This window comes from Taklimakanibacter albus (genome assembly GCF_016595235.1).
In the GTDB taxonomy this organism is placed as follows: Bacteria; Pseudomonadota; Alphaproteobacteria; order Rhizobiales; family Aestuariivirgaceae; genus Taklimakanibacter; species Taklimakanibacter albus.
Map to the genome: position 1 here is coordinate 218,940 of NZ_JAENHL010000006.1, position 19,769 is coordinate 238,708.

19 protein-coding genes are annotated in these 19,769 nt (G+C 63.3%); 12 read left to right on the forward strand and 7 right to left on the reverse strand.

Going from position 1 to position 19,769, the window contains the following annotated elements:
- Window positions 1–149: 149 nt before the first annotated feature.
- The gene (locus JHL16_RS05690; RefSeq protein WP_200183916.1) at window positions 150–1,244 is read right to left on the reverse strand and encodes a sugar ABC transporter substrate-binding protein; all 1,095 of its coding nucleotides are present in this window, start codon (window positions 1,242–1,244) and stop codon (window positions 150–152) included.
- A gap of 245 nt (window positions 1,245–1,489) precedes the next feature.
- On the opposite strand from JHL16_RS05690, the gene JHL16_RS05695 reads away from it, so the two are divergent.
- Both JHL16_RS05695 and JHL16_RS05700 read left to right on the forward strand, forming a co-directional pair.
- Window positions 1,490–2,143: a TetR/AcrR family transcriptional regulator gene (locus JHL16_RS05695; protein WP_200183917.1), complete on the forward strand. Its 654-nt coding sequence runs from the start codon at window positions 1,490–1,492 to the stop codon at window positions 2,141–2,143.
- Window positions 2,144–2,448: 305 nt separating this feature from the next.
- Window positions 2,449–3,657 (forward strand): lytic murein transglycosylase, encoded by a 1,209-nt coding sequence (locus JHL16_RS05700; protein WP_200184952.1) that lies wholly within the window; start codon window positions 2,449–2,451, stop codon window positions 3,655–3,657.
- Window positions 3,658–3,709: 52 nt separating this feature from the next.
- Here the strand turns inward: JHL16_RS05700 and JHL16_RS05705 are convergent, their stop codons facing one another.
- Window positions 3,710–4,108 (reverse strand): Ohr family peroxiredoxin, encoded by a 399-nt coding sequence (locus JHL16_RS05705; RefSeq protein WP_200183918.1) that lies wholly within the window; start codon window positions 4,106–4,108, stop codon window positions 3,710–3,712.
- Between the two features lie 145 nt (window positions 4,109–4,253).
- Here JHL16_RS05705 and JHL16_RS05710 point away from each other — a divergent pair, with 145 nt between their 5' ends.
- Entirely contained in the window at window positions 4,254–4,721 is a 468-nt protein-coding gene (locus JHL16_RS05710) for a MarR family winged helix-turn-helix transcriptional regulator (protein WP_200183919.1), read from the forward strand.
- Between the two features lie 142 nt (window positions 4,722–4,863).
- On the opposite strand, the gene recQ is transcribed toward JHL16_RS05710, so the two are convergent.
- Together recQ and JHL16_RS05720 are read right to left on the reverse strand one after the other, a co-directional pair.
- Complete coding sequence (gene recQ, locus JHL16_RS05715) at window positions 4,864–6,663, reverse strand: DNA helicase RecQ (RefSeq protein WP_200183920.1); 1,800 nt, start codon at window positions 6,661–6,663, stop codon at window positions 4,864–4,866.
- An 88-nt stretch (window positions 6,664–6,751) separates the two neighbouring features.
- Window positions 6,752–7,288, reverse strand: a complete 537-nt coding sequence (locus JHL16_RS05720) for a DUF1993 family protein (RefSeq protein ID WP_200183921.1) — start codon at window positions 7,286–7,288, stop codon at window positions 6,752–6,754.
- Window positions 7,289–7,346: 58 nt separating this feature from the next.
- On the opposite strand from JHL16_RS05720, the gene JHL16_RS05725 reads away from it, so the two are divergent.
- The 3 genes from JHL16_RS05725 (at window position 7,347) to JHL16_RS05735 (ending at window position 10,003) form a co-directional block, all read left to right on the forward strand.
- Entirely contained in the window at window positions 7,347–7,712 is a 366-nt protein-coding gene (locus JHL16_RS05725; protein ID WP_200183922.1) for an MmcQ/YjbR family DNA-binding protein, read from the forward strand.
- 248 nt (window positions 7,713–7,960) lie between these two features.
- Window positions 7,961–8,707 (forward strand): siderophore-interacting protein, encoded by a 747-nt coding sequence (locus tag JHL16_RS05730; protein WP_200183923.1) that lies wholly within the window; start codon window positions 7,961–7,963, stop codon window positions 8,705–8,707.
- Window positions 8,708–8,710: 3 nt separating this feature from the next.
- A complete protein-coding gene (locus JHL16_RS05735) occupies window positions 8,711–10,003 on the forward strand; it encodes an NtaA/DmoA family FMN-dependent monooxygenase (RefSeq protein WP_200183924.1) in 1,293 nt (430 codons plus the stop codon).
- Window positions 10,004–10,007: 4 nt separating this feature from the next.
- On the opposite strand, the gene JHL16_RS05740 is transcribed toward JHL16_RS05735, so the two are convergent.
- Window positions 10,008–10,781, reverse strand: coding sequence for an IclR family transcriptional regulator (locus tag JHL16_RS05740; RefSeq protein WP_200183925.1), 774 nt, complete (start codon window positions 10,779–10,781; stop codon window positions 10,008–10,010).
- A gap of 146 nt (window positions 10,782–10,927) precedes the next feature.
- Between JHL16_RS05740 and JHL16_RS05745 the strand changes: the two genes are divergently transcribed.
- The 6 genes from JHL16_RS05745 (at window position 10,928) to JHL16_RS05770 (ending at window position 18,265) form a co-directional block, all read left to right on the forward strand.
- Entirely contained in the window at window positions 10,928–12,988 is a 2,061-nt protein-coding gene (locus tag JHL16_RS05745) for a TonB-dependent receptor (protein ID WP_200183926.1), read from the forward strand.
- Window positions 12,989–13,030: 42 nt separating this feature from the next.
- Window positions 13,031–13,843, forward strand: a complete 813-nt coding sequence (locus JHL16_RS05750) for an ABC transporter ATP-binding protein (protein ID WP_200183927.1) — start codon at window positions 13,031–13,033, stop codon at window positions 13,841–13,843.
- A 20-nt stretch (window positions 13,844–13,863) separates the two neighbouring features.
- On the forward strand, window positions 13,864–14,859 hold the full coding sequence (locus JHL16_RS05755; RefSeq protein ID WP_246770815.1) for a FecCD family ABC transporter permease: 996 nt from the start codon (window positions 13,864–13,866) through the stop codon (window positions 14,857–14,859).
- The gene (locus tag JHL16_RS05760) at window positions 14,856–15,920 is read left to right on the forward strand and encodes a FecCD family ABC transporter permease (RefSeq protein WP_200183929.1); all 1,065 of its coding nucleotides are present in this window, start codon (window positions 14,856–14,858) and stop codon (window positions 15,918–15,920) included. The genes JHL16_RS05755 and JHL16_RS05760 overlap by 4 nt, the downstream gene beginning before the upstream one ends.
- Window positions 15,921–15,932: 12 nt before the next feature.
- Window positions 15,933–16,892, forward strand: coding sequence for an ABC transporter substrate-binding protein (locus tag JHL16_RS05765; protein WP_200183930.1), 960 nt, complete (start codon window positions 15,933–15,935; stop codon window positions 16,890–16,892).
- 410 nt (window positions 16,893–17,302) lie between these two features.
- On the forward strand, window positions 17,303–18,265 hold the full coding sequence (locus tag JHL16_RS05770; RefSeq protein WP_200183931.1) for a hypothetical protein: 963 nt from the start codon (window positions 17,303–17,305) through the stop codon (window positions 18,263–18,265).
- Here the strand turns inward: JHL16_RS05770 and JHL16_RS05775 are convergent.
- Both JHL16_RS05775 and JHL16_RS05780 read right to left on the reverse strand, forming a co-directional pair.
- A complete protein-coding gene (locus tag JHL16_RS05775) occupies window positions 18,244–18,669 on the reverse strand; it encodes a hypothetical protein (protein WP_200183932.1) in 426 nt (141 codons plus the stop codon). The two genes, JHL16_RS05770 and JHL16_RS05775, sit on opposite strands and share 22 nt — an antisense overlap.
- Before the next feature lie 85 nt (window positions 18,670–18,754).
- Window positions 18,755–19,768, reverse strand: coding sequence for a saccharopine dehydrogenase family protein (locus tag JHL16_RS05780; RefSeq protein ID WP_200183933.1), 1,014 nt, complete (start codon window positions 19,766–19,768; stop codon window positions 18,755–18,757).
- Window position 19,769 lies beyond the last annotated feature (1 nt).

Sequence of the window (19,769 nt, forward strand, 5' to 3'; positions counted from 1 at the left end):
AGCGGTTTTCGGAAAATCCGATGCGCAACAAATAACTCCAGCATAGCCACGCAACATTACTCCCATATTTCTCCCTCCCCCTTGCGGGGAGGGTGGCTCTCCCGGCCTCGGGCCGGGAGAGACGGGTGGGGGTCGGGTGGTCGTGCCGATCAGCTCCTATACTGCACTTGTCCCGTCGCCTTGCCCCACAGATCGTTGAAATCGGTCTTGGGCGGATTGGCCTTGTAGGCGGCGACCGTGTCCTTCGTCACGATCACGCCGGTGCCGTAGAATTCGCGATGCTCCTTCGGCTCCTTGGTGATGTCGATCTTGCCGGTCACATGCGCATAGGGGATGGCGAGGCCCATGGCGCCGGTCCACATCGGGTCCCAGGCGACGGTGCCGGCGAATTCGCCCGCTTCGACCGCGGTGAGCGCCGCGTCGATGCCGTCGATGCCGACCACCGGCACTTTGCCGGCGAGACCGTTCTGGCGCAGCGCCTCGAGCGCGCCCATGCCCATGCCGTCATTGGCGGCGAACACGCCTTTGATCTCATCGCCGAAGCGGGTGATCCAGGCCTGCGTGATGTCGAAGGCTTTCTGCTCGTTCCAGTCGGCCGGCTGGAAGTCGAGCAGCTTCACCTTGCCGTTGGTCTTGGCGATCGCATTGTCGAGCCCGAGCTTGCGTTCGATCGCCGGCACATTGGAGAGGATGCCGCCGAGCGCCACGATGCCGCCTTCGCCGCCGAAGGCCCCGAACAGGGCGTTGGCGATGGCTTCCGCATTGGGCACGCCGTCGAAGGACATATGCGCCACATAATTCGGGTCGAAGTCCCAGGGATGCAGATCGTCCGGCTTGTTCCACTGGGTGACGACGAAGCCGCCGGCCTTCTTCACTTCCTCGACGATGACGCGGGCATCGGGCGAGTCGTTCGGATCGACATTGACGATGAGCTTGCCGCCGGTGCGCTGTAAGAGCGCCTTGATGTCGGAGACGCCTTTCTCGGAATTGCCTTCCGTCACCAGCATCTCATATTTGGCACCGATCGACTTGGCGAATTCCTCGCCGCCCTTGGCGAAGGTCGCGTGATAGGGATTGGCGAGCGAGCGCATCGAATTGGCGAGCGTCCAGGTGGTCTCCTGGGCGATGGCGGGCATGGGGAATGTGCCGCCGAGAAGGCCGGCGCCCGAAAGCCCGGCGAGACCCTTCAGCATCGAGCGGCGGTTGAGTTGCGTATACGTACGCGCGGCAGTCTTGCTCTGCATGGTTCCTCCCAATGAGTGAATGCGTTTGTTGTTTTATGCACTAACTGGTTACTTCGTTAGTGGATTTCCGCCGGCGTTTCAAGAGGGAGAATCTTTACGCATTCATCCAAAGCGTCGGCCGCAATCGTCTTGCTTCGGCTAAGAGATTGAAATAGTTGCGAGATGGCGGCGCGACGGGGAATCGGGCGGCCCTGGACAAATGCCCGTTCCTATGTAACTATTTAGTTATTTAGCGGGAGACGGCGATGGCGAGATCTATGGCGGCTAAAGACGGAGAGGCGCCGCGCACCCGCGATGCCGAGGCGACCCAGAAGCGTATTCTCGCCGCCGCCAAGCGCGAATTCTCGCGCCTGGGCCTTGGCGGTGCGCGCGTCGACGACATCGCCGAGAAGGCCAATGCCAACAAGCGCATGATCTATCATTATTTCGGCAGCAAGGAGGACCTGTTCAAGAAGGTCCTCGAGGATGCCTATCAGGACATCCGCGCCGCCGAGTCGAAGCTCGATCTCAAAGGCCTGCCGGCCGAGACGGCGCTCGAGAAGCTGGTGCGCTTCACCTGGAAATATTATCTCGACCATCCGGAATTCCTCACCCTCGTCAACAGCGAGAACCTGCACAAGGCGCGGCATCTGAAGTCGTCGCAGAATATCGAGGCGATCAACCGGCCGCTCCACAATATGGTGCAGGACATATTGGACCGCGGCGTGCGCGAGGGCGTGTTCCGCTCAGGGCTGGACGAGATGCAGCTCAATGTGACCATCGCCGCGGTGAGCTATTATTACTTCACCAACCGCTTCACCGGCGCCGTCGTCTACAAGCGCGACTTCATGACGGAAGAGGCGTTGCGGGCCCGCATCGATTTCAATGTCGATACGATATTGAGGCTGGTGAGAGTCTAACCCTCGCCCGGCTTTCAGCGGGGAGAGGGTAGGGGCCCGCCGCAAAGCGGCGGGAAGGGTGAGGGGCATCCCTGTTATCTCTTCTTCTGCCGCACCGCCCGCAATACCACCGCTGCACCAAGAGACCTGTAGCCCCTCACCCTCCCATTGCTCCGCAATGGGCCCCTCCCTCGCCCCGCTTCGCGGGGCGAGGGGAGCGCCCCATTTGTGTCGCAGTTTCGGGCGACTCTTGCCGCCGGAGGGAGTCGTCTGCGCGAGCAGGCGATATGCGACATGGGTGGAGGATCAACGCGCTGACCGTCAGTATGGCCGGCAGGCTGCGCCGTCTCCGTCTGGGGATCGGTGCTTTCATCATCGCTGCAGTCGCGGCGGGCCTCAATGTGCCCGCGGCCGATGCCGCGCCCTTCGCAGCCTGCGTCAAGGATCTGCGCGCCGCGGCCCTCAAGGCCGGCGTCAAGGCTGATGTCGTCGAGGCCGCCTTCCGTGACATGACTTTCGACGAGCGGGTCTTACGGTTCCAGCGCAGCCAGCCCGAATATCGCCTGGCGATCTGGGACTACATGGCCTTCCTCGTCGATGAGGCACGTATCGCCGACGGCAAGAAGATGTTTTCGGTCGAGGCGAAGTCGCTCGCCGCCATCGAGAAGGCCTATGGCGTCGACCGTTATATTCTCCTCGGCCTGTGGGGTGTCGAAAGCGATTACGGCCGGCTCGAAGGCGATTTCTTCCTGCCGCGCGCGCTGGCGAGCTTGGCTTGCGCCGGTAAACGGCCAGGACTGTTCCGCTCCGAGCTCATCCATGCGCTGAAGATCGTCGCCGCCGGCGATGTGAAGCTTACAGATTTCACCGGCTCCTGGGCCGGCGCCTTCGGCCACACGCAGTTCATGCCCTCGACCTATCGCAGACTCGCCGTCGATTTCGACCGCGACGGCCGCAAGGACACGATCAACTCCATTCCCGACGCGCTCGCCTCCGCCGCCAATTATCTGAAACGCTCCGGCTGGCGGCCGGGCCAGCCCTGGGGTTTCGAGGTGAAGCTGCCCGCTTCCTATAAAGGACCGGCCGGGCGCAAGCAGAAGGCCGCCATTTCCGTCTGGGCCAAACGCGGTTTGACGCGTGCCGACGGTTCGCCGCTGCCCAAATCGGGCTCATATGGATTGCTCAAGCCGGCGGGCAAGAACGGGCCGGCCTTTCTGGTGACGCGCAATTTCGATGCGCTCTATTCCTACAATGCCGCCGAATCTTATGCGCTCGCCATCGCCCATCTCTCCGACCGGCTGCGCGGCAAGGGCAAGTTCGTGAAAGCCTGGCCCACCGATGATCCGGGCCTGTCGCGCGCCGAGCGCAAGCGTCTGCAGGAATTGCTGATCGCGCGCGGGCTTTATAAGGGCGAGGCCGATGGACGGATGGGCCCGCTCACCGCGGAGGCGATCCGTGCGGCGGAGAAGCAGGCGGGCTTGAAGCCGACGGGACGCCCGGGCGCGCGAATTCTGAGGGCCTTGAGCGACGGCTGAGCGGAACCCGGCTTGATATCAAATACCAAGCCGGGGAGGGCGTGTGTTTCGGTTACGCCACATGCGTTTCGACGTCGATATTGCCATGCGTCGCCTTGGAATAGGGGCAGATGTTATGCGCCGCATCGGCGAGTTCACGCACGGTTTCCTTGTCGACGCCGGCGATGCTCACATCGAAGCGCGCTCTCAGGAAAAAGCCCTTGGGCCCATCATGGAAAAGCTTGATCTCGGCATCGACCTCGGGTGCGCTGGCGAGCTTGATCTTGCGCTGGCCGGCGGCGAGCTCGATGGCGCCCAGATAGCAGGCTGACCAGGCGGCGGCGAAATGGTTCTCGGCGGCCGGATGCGGCTCGGGAAGCTGGATGTCGAGGCTGCCGTCGACGCTCTTCGAAGCGCCATTGTGGCCGCCGATCGTGTGGGTTTTGCCAGCGAAATAAAGTTTCTCGGTCATGGACGTGTTCCTTTCGGGCTTGAATATCGAGTCCGATTTAATCGGATGCGATGTAAATAGAGAGGGCCGGAATGAATGTCAAGCCCTTCCGATTTAATCGGATGCGATTTATATAAGAGGGGACCCTTTTACCCCTGGAGACCTCATGTCCACGCCCATCAAAGCCCCGAGCGACAGCCGTAAGCTCCCGAAATTCCTGTGTTTTGCGGTCTATTCGGCCAATCTGGCCTTCGGCCGGGTCTATAAGCCGGTCCTCGATCAGCTGGGCCTGACCTATACTCAATATATAGCACTGGTGGCCCTGGGGGATGAGGACGACCAGACGGTCGGTGCCTTGGGCGACAAGCTGTTCCTCGAATCCAATACCCTGACCCCCATCCTCAAGAAGCTGGAAGTCTCCGGTTATGTCGAGCGCCGCCGCGACCCCGCCGATGAGCGCCAGGTCCGTGTCTGCCTGACCGAAGCCGGCCGCCATCTGCTCCAGCGCTTCGACAAGGAGATCGGCCCGCTGCTGATCCAGGCCACCGGCCTCGGCGACGACTTCCCGAAAGTGCAGGAAGAGGTGGTCGAGCTCAGGGATAATTTATTGAGATCGCTCGACGCAGAGAAATGAACCGCCAGTACGTCTCTCAGTATCCCTCACGCTGAGGTGCCCGCCGAAGGCGGGCCTCGAAGCGTCGATCAGGACAGAGCAACCCTGCTGCACGAGGCCCTTCGAGGCTCGCTGCGCTCGCACCTCAGGGCGAGGGCCGTTCTCAGCCTCTCCCATCTCCCCTGATCACCTCGAGAAACGCCTCGCCATAACGCGCCAGCTTGACCGCGCCGGTGCCTGGCACGCTCGCCAGCTCGGTGAGTGAGCGCGGCTGGCGCGCCGCCATTTCGAGCAGCGTCTTGTCGTGGAAGATCACGTATGGCGGCACATTCTGCGCCTTGGCGAGCTCGAGCCGTCTTTGCCGCAGCCGGTCGAACAGCGCCTGGTCATGTGCGTCGAGAGCGGGGCCGGCGGCACGCGCCGCCTTGCGTGTCGACTTCGCTTTCTTCGGCACGCGCAAAGCGAGCGCCGGCTTCTCGCGCAAGAACTGCCGGCCCTCGCTCGAGATGAAGAGGCCGCCATGGCCCATCACATCGACGGTGACGAGCCCATGCGCCACCATCTGGCGGATGATCGAGCGCCAGGCATTGCGGTCATGTTCCTTGCCGACGCCGAATACCGTGAGACGGTCATGACCGAGATTGGTGATGCGTTCATCCGTCTCGCCGAGCAGCACCGAGATGACATGCAGCTGGCCGAACCGTTCGCCGGTGCGATAGATCGCCGATAAAAGCTTTTGCGCCGTGATGGCGCCGTCGAAAGTTTCCGGCGGGTCGAGGCAGACATCGCAATTGCCGCAGGGTTTCGCCTCATCGCCGAAATAGCGCAACAGCACCTGCCGCCGGCACTGGCTCGATTCCGCGAAGCCCAGAAGTGCGTCGAGCTTGCGCCGCTCCATGCGTTTTCTTTCGTCCGGCGCTTCCGACCCATCGATGAAGCGGCGCCGGAGCGCGATATCCTCGGCGCCATAAAGCATCAGCGCTTCCGCCGGCAGCCCGTCGCGTCCGGCGCGGCCGGTTTCCTGGTAATAGGCCTCGATGCTGGACGGCAAATCGCGATGCAGCACGAAACGCACATCCGGCTTGTCGATGCCCATGCCGAAGGCGATGGTCGCCACCATGATGAGGCCTTGCTCGAGCTGGAAGCGGCGCTGGTTCTCCTGCCGGTCCCTCATCTCCATGCCGGCATGATAGGGCAGGGCCAGGAAGCCGTGGTCGTTGAGCGCCGCCGCGACATCCTCGGTCTTGCGCTTGGAGAGGCAATAGATGATGCCGCTTTCGCCCTTGCGGCTTTTCAGGAACTGCAGCATCTGCTGCGTCGAATTCGCCTTCTCGGCGACGGCGTAGCGGATATTGGGGCGGTCGAAGCCCGAGACGAAACTGTTCTCCGCGCCGATCGCCAGATGCTCGACGATCTCGGCGCGTGTCGGCTCGTCCGCCGTGGCGGTCAGCGCCAAGCGCGGCACATTGGGGAAGTGCTCGACGAGACAGTCGAGGGCGCGGTATTCGGGCCGGAAGTCATGCCCCCATTGCGACAGGCAATGCGCCTCATCGACCGCGATGAGCGAGAGGCGCGTGTTCTTCAGCCGCTCGATCGTCTCGGGGCGCAACAGCGTTTCCGGCGCCATATAGAGAAGATCGATCTCACCTTGCTCGACGTCTCGCCAGAGCTGGTCCTTCTCCGCCCCCCACAGCTTGGAATTGAGCGCCGCCGCCTGGACGCCCGCCTGCCGCAGCGCCGCCACCTGGTCTTCCATCAGCGCGATGAGCGGCGAAATCACCAGGCCGATGCCTGGCCGCACCAGCGCCGGGATCTGGTAACACAAAGACTTGCCGCCGCCCGTCGGCATCAGCACGAAAGCGTGATGGCCGGCGATCACATGGTCGATGATGTCCTGCTGCTGGCCACGGAAGCTGTCATAGCCATAGACATCGTTGAGAATGGAAATCGGATCGGCCGGCATGGAAGAATCAATCTCGGGGAAATGGGACCTGTGAATAGCAGATATTCCGCCGCTCTCTCCATTTTCCGTCACCGGGCCTCACCCCCCGTCAGGTGAGGCGGGTCGTCCTGAGCTTGCCCAGGAAATCCCGCTTGCCGAGCGGCACACCTGCATGCCGGAGGATCGCATAGGCCACCGTCACATGGAAATAGAAGTCGGGCATGATGATCCGGCTCGCATAATCCTCAGTCGTTAGGCCCTGGCGCGCATCGAAGAAGACCGGCACGATCAGGTCCGCTTGTGCGTCCATGCGCTCAGGTGCGACGCCGCCGAGATAGGCCTGCGCCAGTTTCATCCCGGCCCTGACATCGGCGAGGTTCGCTTCCTCATAGCCGACCTTGGGCGGTTCCCCGTCGTGAAAGTGACGGGCGAATTCCACCGGAATGAACAGCGCATATTGCAGTTGCTGGATCAGGCTGAACATATCGGGATGGAGCCGGGCCTCGAGCAGGGGGACCGGATCGGTCTTCGCCGCCGTGACATGCGCCTCGGCCTTGTCGAGAATGCCGCCGAGATTGTCGAGCGCCGCCATCATGGGGATGATGGTCAGCCGGTGGAAGGCGCCGTCGCGATTGATCTGGATCATGGTTTCCTCCCTGACGCATTCTAGCGTAGGCCTGTTCAATGATCTATGATCCGCGATCATGACCTATGAACAGTACAACGCGTTCTGCGGCTCGCTTCCGGCGACGACCTATGTGATGCAATGGGGCGGCTCGCATGTATGGAAGGTGGGCGGCAAGGTTTTTGCCGTCGGCGGCTGGGACGAGGGCGAGCACCCGCATATCACCTTCAAGGTCTCCGACCTCGCTTTCGAGGTGCTGAAGGACCAGCGGGGCCTGAGGCCCGCGCCCTATCTCGCCTCGCGCGGCCTCAAATGGATCCAGCACTACGCCAAGCCCGGGCTCAAGGATAAGGACCTCAAGGCCTACCTCAAGACCGCCCATCAGATCGTCGCGCAAGGCCTGTCGAAAAAACAGCAGAAAGCCTTAGGTCTCGTCTTCGACTGAGCCGCGACGTCGTCTCATCGCGACGGATTGGTTTGCGATTGGTGCGTTTCAGCATTGCAATCCGCTGCAAGTCAGCCATGCGCTCCTGATCATGTGATCTTGCCAATCGTCGCAAGGATGATATGGAAGCGGCCGCATCGTCTGTCGAACTCCGCTGTCAGGCTCATCCCAAGGCACATTACGCGCGCGGAGATTCACTCGGCAAAAAAATGTCGGGATGCGGACAAAAATGAGGATGAGTTACATCAATGACCATGACCACTCCGACGGCGTTCCGCCGTCCCAACCTTCCCGAATGGCAGCTCACCGTCGTGGACGCTTTCGACGTCACCCCGCATATGCGGCGCGTCGTGTTGACGGCCGACAATCTCGATCAGTTCGAATATCAGCCGGGGCAGGCCCTGGTCCTGCAGGTGCCGCTGTCCGACGGCGAGACGGGAAGGCGGGACTATACGATCCGCGCCATCGACAGGGCCAAGAAGACTCTGTCGATCGATTTCGTTCTCCATGGCGACACGCCGGCGCCGACATGGGCCCGTGGTGCCAGGCCCGGCGCCGCGATCCTCGGCCGTGGCCCGCGCGGGCGTACGGTGTTCAATCCGCAAGCCGACTGGCATTTGTTCTGCGGCGATGAAACCTGCATCCCCGCCATCCTGCATATTCTTGAAACGCTCCCGGCCGGCGCCAAGGCGATTGCCTTGGCGGAGATCGGCGGACCGGCGCACGAGCAGCCGGTGAAATCGGATGCCGATTTGTCCTTCGAATGGCTGCATCGGGGTTCGGTGCCCGCGGGCCCGGGCTCCTTCCTGCTCGACCGGCTTAAATCCCTCGAGCTGCCGGCCGGCAGCGGCCATGCCTATCTCATCGGCGAGACCAGCAATGTCAGGGCGCAGCGTCATCATCTGATCGGGCGCGGCTTCACCCGTGACCGGATTTCGTCGGAAGGCTATTGGCGTCCGGGCCGGATCGGCGGCCACGATCACGTCGAGGACTAGCGCATGACCGCCGACCGTCACCTCGTCATCGGCCTGAGCCTGACCGCGACCTGGCGAAAAGGGACACGTCCGCCTGATGCGGCGGACAAGGAAGCCTCACAGGGCAGCGCCATCGACTTCAACATCCGGCTCGCGCGGATGGCGGAAAAGGCGAAGCTCGATTTCGTCTTCAAGCCGGACTTTTCGGGCGGCGGCGCGCCCAAGGGAGGTGCTGGATCAGGCGGTGCGAGCGCCGTCGGTCTCGATCCGATGCTCATGCTGACGGCCGTCGCGCGTGAGACCGCGCATATCGGAGTGGTCACCACGGCGTCGACCACCTTCAATCCGCCCTATGCCGTTGCGCGCCAGATTCAGTCGCTGAACTGGATCAGCAATGGCCGGGCCGGCTGGAACATCGTGACCTCGATCGAGGGCGCGGAGAATTTCAGTGACGACCCGATGCCGACGCCGGATGTCCGCTATCGCCGGGCTGCCGAATTCACCGAGGTCGTGCGGCGCCTATGGAACAGCCATCCCCCTGCGGCCCTGGCCGGCAAGGCGCAGCTTTCGCCGATCGACCACAAGGGCGAGTTCTTTGCGGTCAAGGGACCGCTCGGCATTGCCGGCCATCCCGCCGGACGCATTCCGCTGTTTCAGGCCGGAGCTTCCGACATCGGGCGTGATTTCGCGGCCACCGTCGCCGATGCGATATTCGGCGCGATACCCGATCTCGCCGCCGGCATCGAGCTGCGCAGCGACCTGCGCCGGCGGGCGCAAGTAAAAGGCCGGGCGCCGGGCGATATCCGGGTCCTGCCGGGGCTCTATTTCTTCATCGCCGATACACGCGAGGAGGCCCGCGAGCTTCACCATCTGGGGCATGCCCATCTGGGACGCCGGCAGCGTCTCGACTCGGTCAAGTCCTTCCTGGGTCTCGATGTGAGCGGCCTCACCGAAGACAGCCGGGTGACGCGCGACATGCTGCCCGATCCTGACCGGCCGGTGCGCAGCCGCACGCATGCGGATCTCCTGCGCCGCTACATTACCCTGAACGAGCCCACGGTCGCCGAGCTCCTGATGCGCCCCGAAGTGGTTGGCTCGGCGCATTGGGTTTCCGTCGGCACCGTCGACGACGTGATCCGGGACATCGTGGAGTGGCGGGAAGCGGGCGCCATTGACGGCTTCATCGCGCTTCCGGGCGGCTCCTGGCGGTCGATGCAACTCTTCTTCGACGAGCTCATGCCGCGTCTGAGCGACATGAGCCTGTTCCGCAAGGAATATGAAGGCGCCACGCTCGGCGAGCATCTGAGAATCTCCTGAGGCGTCAGCCGCCACCGCATTCGCGGGAGGCGGCGCGCGCCGCGGCGAACAGTTCCTTGCCGTGTTCCTGGGCATTGGCGGCATCGATGGCCGACACCGTGGTCATGACGCAGGCGATTTCCTTCTGCGCATCGAAGACCGGCGCCGCCTTGCCGGTGAGCAGCGAGAACAGGTGCTCCGACAGATCCGCGCCGCCGGCCTCGCGCACGGCGTCCAGCGTGGCGTTCGTCGGCATCGTGCCGCGAAAGCGCGCCGGCTGCAGCTTGCGCGCGGCCTTGATCCTCTCGGATGGAAGATAGGCTTGAAAGACGAACCCGCAGGCGGTTTTGTCGAGCGGCAGCACGTCGCCGAGCGCCACGGTGCTGATCACGAAATGGGCGCTCCGGTACCAGCGGATGATGGTCGGGCCGCGCTCGGTCCAGATCGCCACGCCGCAGCTCGCCGCGAGCCGCAGCGACAAGGCTTTCATGTGCCGCGCCGCCACTTCCACCGGCTCGATGCGCCGCAAGGCGCCGATGCCGATGCTCAGTGCCGCGGGACCGAGATCGTAATGGCCATTGGCGACATCCTGCGCCACGAAACCTTCCTTCACGAGGCTCTGCATATAGCGATGCGCGGTCGATGTTCCGGTTTGCCCGCGTTTGGCAATCTCGCGCAGCGCCAGGGGCCCCTCGGCATTCGCCAATATGTCGAGAAAGCGCGCGGCGATCGATACCGACTGGATCGTGGTCGAGCGCCTGCCTTTTTTCGTGCCCGTCTTATCGGATTGCCTGATCATCGATGGTCCATTCCTGGTGCGACATAATACACGACTGAATTTGTCAGGTATTATTGACATGCAGAATGCGTCATGCATAGTGGAATTCAGGTCGCGAGCCATGGACTACCCCTAGCTAGCCAGCATTTTCCACGGACGGGGAAGTCATGTCTCTCAATTCATCCACTGCTCGGCGCGGCGTAAGCGCGCTCGCCATTCTTTCCGTCATCGCTGTTCCGGCTCAGGCGCAGGATGCGGGCGATGAAACCATTCTCGACACGATCGTGGTGACCGGCGAACGCATTGCCCGCAGCATCTTTGAAACGGCTTCGTCGGTCAGCGTGATTTCGGGCAAGGAGATCGAGAAGAATCCGCAGGACCAGACCGCCAAGGAAGTGATCAACAACGTGCCCAATGTGTATGTGCCGAACAATATCGGCGCCGGCACCATCCGCGGCCAGGCGATCGAGGGGCCGAATACCGGCGTCACCGCGTTCTATGGCGGCACGGTGCCGCGCGCGACCATCAATGTCGATGGGCGGTATGTGAGCTACAATGAGCTCTATTTCGGTGATACGTCGGTCTGGGATGTCGACTCGATGGAAGTGTTCCGCGGTCCCCAGACGACAGCGCAGGGCGCCAACAGCATCGCCGGCGCATTCATCATCAAGACCAAGGACCCGACTTGGACGCCGGAGGCCTCGCTTCAGGGCGTCATCAGCAACCGCGATGGATATCGCGCCTCGTTTGCCGGCTCAACGCCCTTGATCAAGGACCAACTGGCGGCGCGCGTGGCGCTCGACTTCTATGGCCGCGACAGCATCGTCAAATTCACCAATCCCGCTTTCGATCCGGGCGATGCGGATCCCGACATTTCCGTCGCCAATGGCCGCGCCAAGCTTTTGTGGGTGCCGGCGGCGATCCCGGGTTTCGAGGCCAAGCTCACCTACAACCACAGTGAATCGACCGGGCCCCAAGCGGAATCGGTGCCTTATCCCTTCAAGGGCTACGAAAGCAACGCCACGGCCGTGGTCAGCTGGGACAACCGGACCGATACGGGCATTCTCGATATGAGCTACGACACGGGCAGGGGCGTCAAGCTCTACAACCAGACGCAATATTCGGTCACCGACATCGAGCGGCTCTACAATCCGTCCAACAACGGAGCAGCCGAGATCGATCAGGAAGACGTCTCCAACGAAACGCGGGCGACCTTCGACGCTCTGGCCGGCCGCCTGACCGGTGTCGTCGGGCTGTTCCTGCGCCGGACCGAGGCGGATGAGGCGCTGCATTTTCTGGGCGGCATCGAGTTCAAAGACGAGAAAGACAGCATGGGCCTCTATTCGGAGATGACCTACCGGCTGACCGACAGGTGGTCGGTGACGGGCGGCCTGCGCTATCAGCACGATGCGATGGAGCGCAACGGCACCTATGTGACGAGCCCGGTGGAGTTCGACGAGACCTTCGATGCGCTTCTGCCGAAGATTTCCGTCGCCTATCAGCTGACGCCCGAAGTGACGGTCGGCGCCCTGGTGAACCGGGGCTACAATCCGGGCGGCGTGTCGCTCGACACGACGCGACGGATCTTCGTGCCCTTCAAGCAGGAGACCGTCTGGAACTATGAGCTCTTCGGGCGCGCCAGTCTGCTCGGCGACCGGCTCATCGTCACCGGCAACCTGTTCTACAGCGATTATTATGACGGCCAGCGCTATTCGCAGACCTACATTCCCGACATCGATCTCACCACCAGCCTCACGCTCAACGCCGACCGCTCGCATGCCTATGGTTTCGAGCTGGGAGCGACCTGGAGCGTGACCGACAAATTCCGGCTGAACGGCCAGGCCGGGGTGTTGCGGACCGAGGTGACGAAATTCTCGGACTCTTCCGTCGATTTCGAAGGCAATGAGTTCGCCAAGTCGCCGGGCTATATGCTGGGCGCCGGCTTCGACTGGGATGTCTTCGAGCGTTTCAATGTCGGGGCCAATATCCGCCATGTCGACGGCTATTACTCCGATGACGCCAACACGCCGGCCTTCGCCGTGGACGCCTACACCATCGGCAATGTCAACGCAGCCTTCCAGATCACCGACAAGATGAAGCTCTTCGGTTATGTGAAGAATGTCCTCGATGAGGAGGCGCCGACATCGATCGGCGGCCGGGGCAGCGTCATCAGCGCGACCATGCTCCAGCCGCGCGCCTATGGCGTCGGCCTGCGGCTAGACTTCTAAAGCATCGGACCGAAAAGTGCGAAGCGGTTTTCGGATAATCCGATGCGTGAAACAGTGACGACCGTGCCGGTGCTCACCTGCGATCGTCTCACTGTCGCTTATGCCCCGGCTGCGCGGCCGGTGCTGAACGACGTGTCGGTCGGTTTCGCCACCGGCCGCTTCACTGCTCTGGTGGGACCGAATGGCTGCGGAAAGTCGACCCTGATCAAGGCGATCATGGGATTTCTGCCGCATGCCCAGGGTGAGATCGCGCTGGACGGTACCGCCTTACGAAATATCCCGCGGCGCGATCTGGCGCGGCGCATCGCCTATCTGCCCCAGGAGAACCACTGTCCTGATCACATCAGCCTCGCAGAGCTGGTCGAGCTCGGCGGCTATGCGCGTTATTCCTTGTTCGGCGGCCCCGATGAGCGTGATCGTTCGCTGTTCGCCGACGCGCTGACGACGGTCGGCCTCGAAGGATTGGCGGCGCGCCCCGTGAATGATCTGTCCGGCGGGCAGCGCCAGCGCGCCTGGATCGCGATGATCCTGGCCCAGGACACCGACATCATCCTCTTGGATGAGCCGGTCAATCATCTCGATGTGCATTTCCAGTACTCGATCCTTGATCTTCTCCGCGCGCTCACCCGCTGCGGCAAGACGATCGTGGCCGTGCTGCATGACCTCAATCTGACGGCGGCCTTTGCCGATGACGTCGTCATGATGCGCGACGGCCGGATATTCGCACAGGGGCGCACGGCCGACACGATAAGTGCCGAGAGCGTGCGCGACGTCTTCGATTTCGACGCCGATGTTTTCGCCAGGGGCGGGCGTCTCGTCTGCTTGCCCGCTCACGCGCCGCAAGCGCCGGCATGAACGGGCGGCGTTATCCCGCAATGGCGGGCATTCTCGCGATAGCGATCATCGCCTTCATCGCCAATCTGTCCTTCGGCGCATCCGCGATGAGTCCGAGAAGCGTGGTGGCTGCGCTTTTCGCCTTCGATCCCGACAATTACGACCACTTTGTCGTCCTCTATCAGCGCCTGCCGCGGGCGCTCATCGCCGTCTTTCTGGGCGCGGTGATGGCCTGCGGCGGCGCCGTGCTCCAGGGGCTCACGCGAAACCCGCTGGCATCGCCCGGCATTCTCGGCGTCAGTTCCGGCGCCATGCTGTTCGTCGTCATCGCCGCCTTCCTGCTCGATGTGCCTTCGCAAGGGCAGGGCGTTGCCGCCATCCTCGGCGGTTTCTTCGGCTTTCTGAACTGCCTGCTCGTCACCCGCCTGATCGTGTCGTCGAAAGAGCCGCATGGCCTGGCCTTCATTCTTTCCGGCGCGGTCCTGTCGATGCTGCATGGCGCCATCGCCAATGCCATCATGCTGAGCAGTCCGTCGCGGCGCAGCGACTTTCTGAGCTGGGCCACCGGCAACATCAATCATGTCTATGTGGAGCGCCTGCGCGACTTCTGGTGGCTGGGCGCGCTCGGCCTCGTGATGCTTTTGGCGATGGCGCGGCCGCTGACCCTCATTACGCTCGGGCGCGACAAGGCGGCATCCGCCGGGGTCGACGTGACCCGCATCACCTGGCTTTCCATCGGCGCGGTCGTGGTGTCGGTGAGCGTTGCGGTCGCGATCTGCGGGCCGATCGGCTTTGTCGGCCTCGTCACGCCGCATATCGTGCGCCCGCTTGTCGGCGCGTCCTTCCGGCTGGCACTGCCGGCCAATGCCGTGCTGGGTGCCGCGATCTGCCTCCTGGCCGATCTTGCGGCGCGCTCGGCCTTCGCCCCGCATGTTCTCAACACCGGCATCATGATGGACCTGCTCGGCGGCATCGTCTTCGCCGTCATCGTCAAGCGTTATTATCTGTCCACGTCCGAACGGGGGGCCTGGCGATGACCGTGACCCGGGCCTTGGACGGCCGCCTTATTATGCGTTTCGCCGGCGGCCTGACGATACGTTTGGCCGACGTCGTCGCGCTGTCCGGCCTGAGTCTCGTCATTCTCCTGGCCGCTGCCGCGTCGTTGACGGTCGGCTCCACCCCGGTCGGCATGGCGGATGCCATCGGCATCCTGTGGCACGGTCCCGATGCGAGCGATCTCTCCTTTGCCGTCTGGGACGTCCGGCTGCCGCGTATTCTCATGGGCATTCTGGTTGGCGCCTCGGTCGCGCTGACCGGTGCCATGCTGCAGTCGCTGGCCCAGAATCCGCTCGCCGATCCGGGACTCCTTGGCCTGAGCCAGGGATCGATGACGGCTCTCCTGGTCATCTTCGTCTTCCTGCCCGGCCTGCCGCAAGGCTGGCTGCCGCTGGCCGCCCTCGCCGGTGGCCTCGCGGTCGGCGTACTTCTGGTGATCCTGGTCGGCCGTGCCAATGCCGGGGGCATGGCGATCCTCCTGATAGGCATCGCGGTCGAGACGTCTTTGTCGTCGGTGACCTCGATCCTTTTGCTCTACACGCCGCCCGAGGTCTCGCTGGCGCTGGCGGACTGGATGGCGGGCTCGCTGTTCCGGGCGTCATGGCAAAGCCTCGCCACCTTCACGCCGTGGTTCGCGCTCGGTGTGCCGGCGATCCTTTTTCTCGGACGCGCATTGCGCAGCTACGATCTCGGCGACCAGATGGCGATGGCGCTCGGCGAGACTCTCTCTTTCTCCAAGCCGGTCATTCTCGTCACCGCCGTGCTTCTCACCTCGGCGGCCGTATCGGCGGTCGGGCCTCTCGCATTTCTGGGGGTGATGGCGCCGCATCTGGCGAATTTCATCTCGCCCGCTTCCGGCCGGGCGCGCCTGCTGCTGTCCGCCGCCGTGGGCGCGCTCCTCGTCGTCTGCGCCGACATATTGACCCGTGGTCTCGCCGGTGAACTTCCGCTTCCCACCGGCCTCGCCATCGTGATTCTCGGCGTCCCCATGTTCATCACCACCTTGCGGCTGCGCAGCGCGCGCCGGATGCGCGGTCAATAAAGGAATACGCATATGAAGAAGTTCATTCTGGTTCTCGTTGCTCTCCTTCTCGCCGGCCAGGCCTTTGCCGAGATGCGGCAGGTGGTGGACGATGCCGGCCGCTCGGTGGAAATCCCCACGAAGCCGCAGCGGATCATCGCTCTGCATGAGGCGCTGCTGGCGCTGCCGCTCATCGAGCTCGGTCTCGATGTGGTCGGCGTCTATGGGCGCGCCGATGACGGCGGCAGCCAGATCGATGTCGACTTTATCAGGAGCGTCTTCGGTGACGATCCGGCGCTCCGGATCGCCGGCATAGGACCGATCGGCAATATCGATCTCGAGAAGGTCCGCGCCCTGAAGCCCGATCTGATTATCGGCATGGGCCAGCAGCAGGCCCAGGTCCAGGCGCTTTCGGCCGTAGCACCCGTCTATCTGCAGGCGACGATGGCGGGCGGCGAATCCGGCTTTTCGATCGAGACGCGCCTCGCCGAGCTTTTGGGGCGCCAGGATGTCTTCGCGGCCAAGCAGGCCGGCTATCTCGCACGGGTAGCCGAGGTGAGGGGGCGGCTGCCCGCCGAAACGCGCGGCAAGACCTATCTCGCCGTCATCGTCTTCGACCAGGTGAGCGCCGTGCGTGATGTGTCGGGCGCGGTCCAGGCGATACGCGATCTAGGTTTCACGCCCTATGACTGGTCGAGCCGCGTGACGAGCGAAGCCACGCCGGGCCGCGGTTTTGCGGTTCCTTTGAGCTCCGAGGAATTCGCCCGGCTCGATCCGGATGTCCTCATTGTCATGAACAGCTATCTGAGCCCCGATCAAAGCCCGGATAAGATCCGCGCTAGGCTCGCCGCGATCGCGCCCGGCTGGAATCGCTTCATGCGCGCGGCGCGCGAGGACAATATCATCTTCCTCAACTCCGCCGAGGTCGCCACCCCCACCATCCAAAGCGCGCTGCACACCTTGACGGCATTCGAAAAATGGGCCGGCCAATAGCATGACCTAAATACCCTCGCCCCGCGAGAGCGGGGAGAGGGAGGGCCCCGATGCGAAGCATCGGGAGGGTGAGGGGCCAACGGTCATTTTCTCCCGTTTCCTATCCAACACTTGCCTTACGCCACCTTTTGTGCCAAATGCGCGTCCCGCGCGGGAGCCGCGCATTGGAGAACGGCAATGTTTGAAGATCGCCAAATCATGGGTGCTGATCTTCCGGGTGCATACTGCGCCCGGCCGTTCCTGCTTGCGCCGGTCAGCTAACGCCGCCGCACCCCCCGACTCTGTCATCTGAAGAATTCTGAACCGCTGACGGTGTGACCGCCTGCGCATCTGCGCGCGCGTCACGTCGTCCGCTGCCAACCTTGCGTCGCTCCACCGTCGCGAGGCGGGTGAGCTATTGGCCGACGACCATGAAGAACCGTGACATTGCCATCGCGGACAGTCTGCGCGCGCTGGATCAGCCGCGCCGGTTGCTGTTCCGCTATTACAAGGACCGTTATGCCGCGATGCTGCTGGAGCGCCAGTTGCAGCCGTGTCAGCCCATCCGCGCCTTGCGCGCCGGACCTTATGCGCGCCTGCTCGACCGTCCGGCGATCAAGGCGGTCGTCGCCGCGAAGGGCGACGGCTTTCTGCGCCGCGACGATCTCGCTTTGCTGTGGCTGTATGAGACCCAGACCTATGGCGTGACCTTCGCCAGATGGGGATCCGAGAAAAGCTGCGACCGGCGCTGGAACCAGACCTCCCGGCCGCGCCGCCAGCTCGTCCTGCAGCTCAACTTTCCACATGCGCATGATGCGGAATATCGCCGGCTCATTCCCGATGCGAAGGAAATGCCCTTTGCCTGCCGGTTCCATCCCGTGAATGTGAGCAAGCGCATCACCATGGCCTGGGCGCGCATCGATATCGATCTCAAGTCAGGCGAGGCGTTGATCGAAGAGGTTCAGAACGACTGGATCAGGAATGTCGGCGGGAGCCTGGCGGATGCGGTCGCGGGATGGGGGCGTTACGCTAAGCCGGCGGATATCGAGAAGCTCAGGCACTATGCCGGGTCCGTTCTGGCACCGCATGCGGATATGTGGAGCGAAGCCGTCCTGGCGGCGGCGCTTCAGATCTTGATGGGTGAATGTAGTCTGTTGCGCGTCTGGTACCATCATTTCGCGACCGGCTGCGAGATCAAGAACCTGCACAAGCCATTCTGGAAGCCGCCGCGCTCCCTCTACACCGACCTGCCCAAGCGCTTCTGCTTCGAGCTCACCGACGAGCCGCCGGCTTTCATCCTCCCCGCCCAGCCGCGCTGGCTGAGAAAGAAGCTCGAGCGCCGGGAAGGCCGGTTCTGGCGAATGGACGCCGATCACTCATTGACGTTCATATAGGAGGTGAAGCGCCACGCGCCGCCGACCTCGCCGAAATAATAGAGGTTCCCGTCGCAACCGATCATCCACGGACTGTCCGGGAAATCCGGATTCTCTTCTTGATATTCGAGCGGGGTGGTGGCGAGGCAGGCCACGATCTGGTCGTCGCCTTGGAAGAACAGCCCGGAGAACAGATCCGGGTCGGACAGGAAATCCGCTTCGGCGATCTGGTCGGGCATCTCATAGCCGCTGAAGGCCAGCGGAAAACGCGACAGCGCCACAATGGCCTTGCGGTCCTGCGCCTTCACCGCCGCGGCAAGCGCCTTGCGCGCCGCCTCGAGTTCGGGCGGCGGGGCAGGCGTCGCCGCGGCGAGTGCCAGCGACGCGGCACCCAGGAACGACATCGCCAGAAGAACCCTTCGCATACCAGCCTCCACTCTTTGACATTCGCAGTCGCCGCCTCTTTCCCAAGCTCGGGCGATTGGGGGGCAATGTCAATATGGAGGCGTGCTACGACGCGCGCACGCTTACATCGAATATCTTCAGTCGCTCGAGCAGATATTCGGGCTGAATAAGTTTTTCCGGAAGATACAATCCAGTCTTCGGTGCCGAACGACGCGCCAATCCCAACAATCTCTCAATCGCCACCGCCACCCCCCGCGCGCTCATCGCCGCATATCCCTCCGGATCGACCAGCTCATATCTGAATCGCCCGGTCTCCCCGGTCTTCTTCATTCCGGTGATCTCGATGATGACCTCGACCGACGGCGATCCGCCTTGTTTGGTGGTGGCGGTCAAGCCTCCGGCCAGGTCGATGCGGATACGCGCCGCTTGCGTCGCCGAGCCGAGGCTCAGGACATCCAGCAGTCCCGCCGCATGCGCCTCATGCGTGGTGCCGTCGACGCTGGTGAAGGATCGCGTCGCGAGCGGCGGCTCCGCCCATTGCCATTGTCCGTCTTCCTTGACCAGCGGCTTAGGGCCGATGCGGTTGATGCGTTCGAGGTCCTTGGCAGAGACGGCGCCGAAGGGATCGCCCGGATCGAACAGCAGGCCGAGCTCGATCGCCTCGACCGTCTCGAACTCGCTGGCGAAATGCAAAGCCGCCAGTGTCGGCACGCCGCCATTGCTGTGGCCGAGCAGCAGAATCGGCGCCGCTTTGGCATGATGGGCGTAATGCGCGATGATCGGACCTAGTTCGAACACGCCGTCGGACAAAGCGATGTAAGCCACGCCTTGCGCTTGCGCATAACGCAGGCTGTTGAAGGAATGATCGCGCAAGGCCGTGACCACGATACTGTGCCGGGCGGCAGGATCGAGCCCGAGACCCGGGGCGGCAATGTCGATTTTGGCGGTCGTGGCATGGCCGACTTCACGCGCCAGCGCCTCGGCCTTCACCATGTCGCGCGCGGCGAGGACGAGGGGAAGCTCGGGATGAAGCCGGCGCAGCATCCGCACGGTGCGCGCGCCGAGGCTGCCGGTGGCGCCGAGGATCAAAGCCGGGGAAAGGGAAGCGGCGTTGGTCATG

Excerpts from the sequence above, each read along its gene's own strand:
- JHL16_RS05690 (WP_200183916.1), bottom strand. The coding sequence starts at position 1,244 with ATGCAGAGCAAGACTGCCGCGCGTACGTATACGCAACTCAACCGCCGC.
- JHL16_RS05695 (WP_200183917.1), top strand. The coding sequence starts at position 1,490 with ATGGCGAGATCTATGGCGGCTAAAGACGGAGAGGCGCCGCGCACCCGC.
- JHL16_RS05700 (WP_200184952.1), top strand. The coding sequence starts at position 2,449 with ATGGCCGGCAGGCTGCGCCGTCTCCGTCTGGGGATCGGTGCTTTCATC.
- JHL16_RS05705 (WP_200183918.1), bottom strand. The coding sequence starts at position 4,108 with ATGACCGAGAAACTTTATTTCGCTGGCAAAACCCACACGATCGGCGGC.
- JHL16_RS05710 (WP_200183919.1), top strand. The coding sequence starts at position 4,254 with ATGTCCACGCCCATCAAAGCCCCGAGCGACAGCCGTAAGCTCCCGAAA.
- recQ (WP_200183920.1), bottom strand. The coding sequence starts at position 6,663 with ATGCCGGCCGATCCGATTTCCATTCTCAACGATGTCTATGGCTATGAC.
- JHL16_RS05720 (WP_200183921.1), bottom strand. The coding sequence starts at position 7,288 with ATGATCCAGATCAATCGCGACGGCGCCTTCCACCGGCTGACCATCATC.
- JHL16_RS05725 (WP_200183922.1), top strand. The coding sequence starts at position 7,347 with ATGACCTATGAACAGTACAACGCGTTCTGCGGCTCGCTTCCGGCGACG.
- JHL16_RS05730 (WP_200183923.1), top strand. The coding sequence starts at position 7,961 with ATGACCATGACCACTCCGACGGCGTTCCGCCGTCCCAACCTTCCCGAA.
- JHL16_RS05735 (WP_200183924.1), top strand. The coding sequence starts at position 8,711 with ATGACCGCCGACCGTCACCTCGTCATCGGCCTGAGCCTGACCGCGACC.
- JHL16_RS05740 (WP_200183925.1), bottom strand. The coding sequence starts at position 10,781 with ATGATCAGGCAATCCGATAAGACGGGCACGAAAAAAGGCAGGCGCTCG.
- JHL16_RS05745 (WP_200183926.1), top strand. The coding sequence starts at position 10,928 with ATGTCTCTCAATTCATCCACTGCTCGGCGCGGCGTAAGCGCGCTCGCC.
- JHL16_RS05750 (WP_200183927.1), top strand. The coding sequence starts at position 13,031 with ATGCGTGAAACAGTGACGACCGTGCCGGTGCTCACCTGCGATCGTCTC.
- JHL16_RS05755 (WP_246770815.1), top strand. The coding sequence starts at position 13,864 with ATGGCGGGCATTCTCGCGATAGCGATCATCGCCTTCATCGCCAATCTG.
- JHL16_RS05760 (WP_200183929.1), top strand. The coding sequence starts at position 14,856 with ATGACCGTGACCCGGGCCTTGGACGGCCGCCTTATTATGCGTTTCGCC.
- JHL16_RS05765 (WP_200183930.1), top strand. The coding sequence starts at position 15,933 with ATGAAGAAGTTCATTCTGGTTCTCGTTGCTCTCCTTCTCGCCGGCCAG.
- JHL16_RS05770 (WP_200183931.1), top strand. The coding sequence starts at position 17,303 with ATGAAGAACCGTGACATTGCCATCGCGGACAGTCTGCGCGCGCTGGAT.
- JHL16_RS05775 (WP_200183932.1), bottom strand. The coding sequence starts at position 18,669 with ATGCGAAGGGTTCTTCTGGCGATGTCGTTCCTGGGTGCCGCGTCGCTG.
- JHL16_RS05780 (WP_200183933.1), bottom strand. The coding sequence starts at position 19,768 with ATGACCAACGCCGCTTCCCTTTCCCCGGCTTTGATCCTCGGCGCCACC.